Raw genomic sequence first — 4,854 nt, forward strand, 5'->3', positions numbered from 1 at the left:
ATTGATTGTCAATTTAATTTTCTTTAACTTATTACACAAATCGGTGCTCTACATCCTACGGAATCGCCTGGTCAAGCTATCCGGAATATCCACTAAACGGCCCTTTTTAATATTCTCTTTGGTGCAGTTGTAAAGATCAACTGCATTCATCCCGCAGAGGAAAAAGGAGAGCATGAACAATTCTTTAGCGAGTTCTGCGCGGCTCCCCGGCTTAGTCTGGCTATCCCTGATCATATTCACCTGCTGGATGGTGATATTTCGTTTCTCCGTCTCGGGGGGGCTGCCTATTTTATATTTTTTAAACGGATAATGAGGGATTCTGATAATGCCTAAATCCTCATCATTGTATTTATCTCTGGCTGCATTAAATAAAGTTCTTAAATCCCTCATGTGATTGTAAAGTCCGCTATCTGTTAATCCAGCGCTTTCGGTAGTTACTTCTTTACCCAAGTGGTTAATTCTTGTCATTGTACGTTTGCTCCGTAAAAACCGTGCATAGGATTTTAACATCGCAGCGGTGAGTTCAAGTATGGACACTTTTTCTCTTTTATAAAAATCGACGAGGCTGTTTCTTACCGTAGTTTGGTTGGAAGCCGTGCCATCACGTTTATCCTTTTTCAATTGCCTGATATGATCGTCACAAAACTGGATGAAATTTATTTCCGCATTTTTATTAGCAAGATAATCCCTTAACGCTTCTGCGCTGAAGAATTCCAGTTTCTCACCCAAATCGCTTATAGCGATTCTGTAATCATCAATCTTTTGATTGACTTTCCGGTTGATGATAGGGTCTTTAATTGCCATGTTTCGGGACAATTGTTTATCCGTAACATAGTGATCGGTATCAATATACCTTTTTTCATTTTTATGAAAAATTCTGATCTTCACATTGTAAGTACCATCCGCCTTCAGATGGTGTTTTAAAACCTTTGCGCATACAGTAGCCATTTAATTTTTTTTTAGTACGCAAAACTTTTGTACCGTATTTGTACCGGTTTTGCGTGAAGTTCAACAAAAAACTGTGTAAATCCTGACGATACGACGGTCGTCGTTTCAAGATAAGCGGGCCCTCAAAAGTGCCCTGTATGCATAAAAAAAGCCGTTTCCTTTACAAAGAAACAGCTTTTTTTCGAAGTGCGCCCACCTGGGCTCGAACCAGGGACCAAAAGATTATGAGTCTTCTACTCTAACCGACTGAGCTATAGGCGCCGGTTTTTCCTGAACAATTTCAACACGAAGTGCCGAAACCGCTATTCAGGCTGCAAATGTAGAAATTTTATAATTATCACGAAACGAAATTTTTGTTTTTTAACAATGCTATTGGTTGACGTTTCGATTTTTAGATATTTGCGATCATGATTTCACCTATGCAAAACATCAAAAACATCATATTTGATTACGGCAATGTAATTTTTAGCCTCGACTTCGCCAAAAGCCAGGAAGCCTGGAAAGAATTAGGCATTGACAATGCAAATGATTTTTACAGCCATAAAATACAGGACCCGGTTTTTACCGCTTTTGAAAGAGGGGACATCGACGCCATTGGCTTCAGGGAACGCATCAAAGAGATCACCCGCAAGCCAAATTTGACTGATCAGCAGATCGACCATGCCTGGAACAGCCTGCTTGTTGGCATTCCGCAAGGCAACCACGAATTAATTTTAAATCTTAAATCGAAATACCGTACGTTTTTATTGAGCAATATTAACGAAATCCACTTCGATCATATCATGAAATACCTGAAAGATGATTTCGGTTTTGAGAGTAATGACCATTTGTTCGAAAAAATATACTATTCACACTTGCTGGGGAAACGCAAACCGGAAGCGGAGATCTTTGAGCAGGTATTAATGGAAAATAACCTTGATCCAGCCGAAACCCTGTTTATTGACGACAGCCCGCAACATATTGAAGGCGCCAAAAAACTGGGGATCAACACCTATTTAATGACAGCACCGGATACTATCAAGGCGCTTTTTAAAAATGAGGTGAAAAGTTAAAGGTTAAACAAAAAAAAGCCTTTTACCTTTTACCTTTTACCTTTCGCCTTTAGCCTTCTTCTCTTCACTTCTTTCACAATCAAACCCAGTTCGCGGCTCATTTGACCCGCTATAGCTGTGTTTTCCTGGGCCCGCCTGAAAAGATAGGGCAATACTGCTTTAATTGGGCCATAAGGCACATATTTGGCAACGTTATAGCGCACATTAGCCAGGTTAAAACTTAGGTTATCGCTCATTCCTAAAAGCTGCGAAAAATACACATGTGGGTGTTTATGATCGATCCCTTTTCTATTTAGCATATCCGCCAAAACCCGGCAGCTTTCTTCGTTATGGGTTCCCGCTACAAAAGCTATCTCGCCGATATGGTCAGTACAGTACTCCAATGTAGCATCATAATCCCTGTCAGTTGATTTTTTGTCGGGCTGAATGGGCGAGGGGTAACCTTTTAACACAGCACGTTCGCGTTCTTTTTCCATATAGGCGCCGCGCACTAACTTTGCCCCCAATATGCAGCCATGTTTTTGGGCCTTTAAATGGTCGTCTTTTAATGACTGCAATTTATCATGCCGGTATAACTGGTAAGTATTGTAAACAATTGCTTTTTCCTTATTAAACCGCAGCATCATATTCATAGTAAGCGCGTCGATTGTTTTTTGGATCCAGGTTTCTTCGGCATCGATCATCACTGGTATGCCAACCGAATAGGCTTTCTCACAGATCGACAGCACGCGATCCTGCGCCTTTTGCCACTCTTCCTGCTCTGCTGCGCTTAATGCTGTTCCAGCATCCAGTTTCTCCAATAACGCATGCCGTATGGTCCCGGTAACTTTAAATACCGTAAGCGGTATCGACTTATCTTTAACCGCCCGTTTAATTGTCCTGATAATTTCGTCCCTTGTGCTGTTAAAGGCTTGTTCGTCATCCTGCCCCTCTATTGAGAAATCGAGAATTGTTCCAACATTTCCGTCGTTAAGGCTTCGTATCGTGCCTTCGCACTCCCTGATGGTTTCGCCGCCGCAAAAATGTTTAAAAATGGAGGCCTTTATGAGCCCGTTAATAGGCAAACCCAGTTTCATAGCGAAATTGGTAATCGGCGGCCCTATTTTCACTAAAAAATTAACATTGATGACCCTGAACAGCCAGTAGGCGCGTTTTAGGTCCGCATCGGAAGAATGGCGGAAAGCGATCTCCGTGTTTTCGAAGGAAAGTTGGTCAGTTATGTTCATAGTTCATGGTTCATGGCTCATGGTTCATAGTTAAAAGTCTATAGCTGAAACTGCTTACCATCAACTATGAACCATGAACTATGATCTATAAACCCGCTGAACGCGCAACAAAATTATAAATTACCAGCTAACATATATCATTATTCAGCGAATAGTTTATTTTTGCGCCCGCATGATAGAGTTTAAAGTTAACGGCGATTATATCCCCCTCATCCAATTGTTAAAAGCAGCTAACCTGGTACAAACCGGAGGAGAAGCGCAAATAGTTGTAACAGAGGGTGAAGTAAAGTATAATGGCCAGGTTGACTACCGTAAACGCCTGAAAGTAAAACCCGGTGATACCGTGGAATTCAGGGGAGAAACTATCCGTGTAATTTAATATATGAAGACGATACAAAGCGACAATTACCCCATATTTTTTGAAAACAGCATTGCTGAACTGGTAAATTTTATAAAAGACGGAAATTATTCAAGGTTTTTTATTCTGACTGATGAAAACACCGGGGCGCATTGCCTTCCGGCTATAAAAGCTGAATTGGGCGATGATGACAATTACGACCTGATCGAGGTCCCCGCCGGGGAAGAAAATAAAGATATAGATTATTGTATAGGTATCTGGCGGACGCTGATAGATTTTGCTGCTGACCGGAAAAGCTTAGTGGTAAACCTGGGTGGCGGTGTGATCAGCGATATGGGTGGTTTTGCCGCATCAACCTATAAAAGGGGCATCGATTTTGTACATGTACCCACAACCTTGCTGTCGCAGGTAGATGCTTCAGTTGGCGGGAAAACCGGTATTGATATTAACAGTATAAAAAATATCATCGGTACCTTTACCCAGCCAAAAGCGGTGTTTATCAATTATGATTTCTTAAAAACACTGCCTGCAAGGCAAATACTTTCGGGCACTGCCGAAATGCTGAAACACGGGCTAATCGTTGATTCGGCCTATTGGGAACGGTTAAAGGCGAGCGATTTAAGCTTACCGGATGAAGAATTGATCTACTGGTCGGTTGAGATCAAAAACAAAGTGGTTGTTGAGGACCCTACTGAAAAAGGCATCCGCAAGGCCCTTAACTTTGGGCATACCGTTGGGCATGCTGTTGAAACCAACTCATTGATCAATGACGGCGACCCGCTGACCCATGGCGAAGCCATCGCCATTGGTATGATCTGCGAAGCTTATTTATCATACAAAAAAACAGGGCTAAAAAAGGAAGAGCTCGATGAAATTGTAGAAGTGATCGGCAGTCTGTATCCAAAATATCCGCTCGCGACTGCAAATTTTGTTACCCTTTGCGAGATCATGCTTAAAGACAAAAAGAACCAGAACGGTAAGATCAACTGCACTTTGCTGGAAAGCATAGGCAAGTGTACACTTGATCATATTTGTACCGATGCCGAGCTTTGCGAGAGTTTGGCATTCTATGCGGCGTTATAAAAAAACAGGCTCTTTTGTATGACTTGTCCTAAAAAAAGTTGACTGATTTTAATAAATAAAGATAGTACATTATTGTTGTTTGTTTGTCCTGTTAAGATGTGGGTAACGCGCAGCGTTATCCACATCTTAACAGGTTTTTCTTTTTTTGCTTCTTTTTTTCTTTTTAAAAAGCTATCCATTTCTGTTG

General features: G+C 41.4%; 6 protein-coding genes and 1 tRNA gene. 3 read left to right on the forward strand and 4 right to left on the reverse strand.

The features are described from left to right. Positions 1-48: 48 nt before the first annotated feature. Together QZY09_RS03295 and QZY09_RS03300 are read right to left on the reverse strand one after the other, a co-directional pair. Positions 49-948, reverse strand: coding sequence for a phage integrase SAM-like domain-containing protein (locus QZY09_RS03295; protein ID WP_295668001.1), 900 nt, complete (start codon positions 946-948; stop codon positions 49-51). A 187-nt stretch (positions 949-1,135) separates the two neighbouring features. Then, positions 1,136-1,209 (reverse strand) — tRNA-Ile (locus tag QZY09_RS03300). 146 nt (positions 1,210-1,355) lie between these two features. Between QZY09_RS03300 and QZY09_RS03305 the strand changes: the two genes are divergently transcribed. After that, positions 1,356-2,000, forward strand: coding sequence for an HAD family phosphatase (locus QZY09_RS03305; RefSeq protein WP_295668003.1), 645 nt, complete (start codon positions 1,356-1,358; stop codon positions 1,998-2,000). A 29-nt stretch (positions 2,001-2,029) separates the two neighbouring features. Here the strand turns inward: QZY09_RS03305 and QZY09_RS03310 are convergent, their stop codons facing one another. Further along, complete coding sequence (locus tag QZY09_RS03310; RefSeq protein ID WP_295668005.1) at positions 2,030-3,226, reverse strand: proline dehydrogenase family protein; 1,197 nt, start codon at positions 3,224-3,226, stop codon at positions 2,030-2,032. Positions 3,227-3,398: 172 nt separating this feature from the next. Between QZY09_RS03310 and QZY09_RS03315 the strand changes: the two genes are divergently transcribed. Both QZY09_RS03315 and aroB read left to right on the forward strand, forming a co-directional pair. After that, on the forward strand, positions 3,399-3,605 hold the full coding sequence (locus QZY09_RS03315) for an RNA-binding S4 domain-containing protein (protein WP_295668007.1): 207 nt from the start codon (positions 3,399-3,401) through the stop codon (positions 3,603-3,605). Positions 3,606-3,608: 3 nt separating this feature from the next. Then, positions 3,609-4,667, forward strand: coding sequence for a 3-dehydroquinate synthase (gene aroB / locus QZY09_RS03320; protein ID WP_295668009.1), 1,059 nt, complete (start codon positions 3,609-3,611; stop codon positions 4,665-4,667). Here aroB and QZY09_RS03325 read toward each other — a convergent pair. Then, the coding region (locus QZY09_RS03325; protein ID WP_295668011.1) for a hypothetical protein at positions 4,652-4,854 on the reverse strand (203 nt) is incomplete at its 5' end. The genes aroB and QZY09_RS03325 overlap by 16 nt on opposite strands.

The organism is uncultured Mucilaginibacter sp. (genome assembly GCF_903913935.1).
GTDB lineage: Bacteria > Bacteroidota > Bacteroidia > Sphingobacteriales > Sphingobacteriaceae > Mucilaginibacter.

What these genes read in the sequence shown, in the direction of transcription:
- QZY09_RS03310 (WP_295668005.1), bottom strand. Translation starts at nt 3,226, where the DNA reads ATGAACATAACTGACCAACTTTCCTTCGAAAACACGGAGATCGCTTTC.
- aroB (WP_295668009.1), top strand. Translation starts at nt 3,609, where the DNA reads ATGAAGACGATACAAAGCGACAATTACCCCATATTTTTTGAAAACAGC.
- QZY09_RS03295 (WP_295668001.1), bottom strand. Translation starts at nt 948, where the DNA reads ATGGCTACTGTATGCGCAAAGGTTTTAAAACACCATCTGAAGGCGGAT.
- QZY09_RS03315 (WP_295668007.1), top strand. Translation starts at nt 3,399, where the DNA reads ATGATAGAGTTTAAAGTTAACGGCGATTATATCCCCCTCATCCAATTG.
- QZY09_RS03305 (WP_295668003.1), top strand. Translation starts at nt 1,356, where the DNA reads ATGATTTCACCTATGCAAAACATCAAAAACATCATATTTGATTACGGC.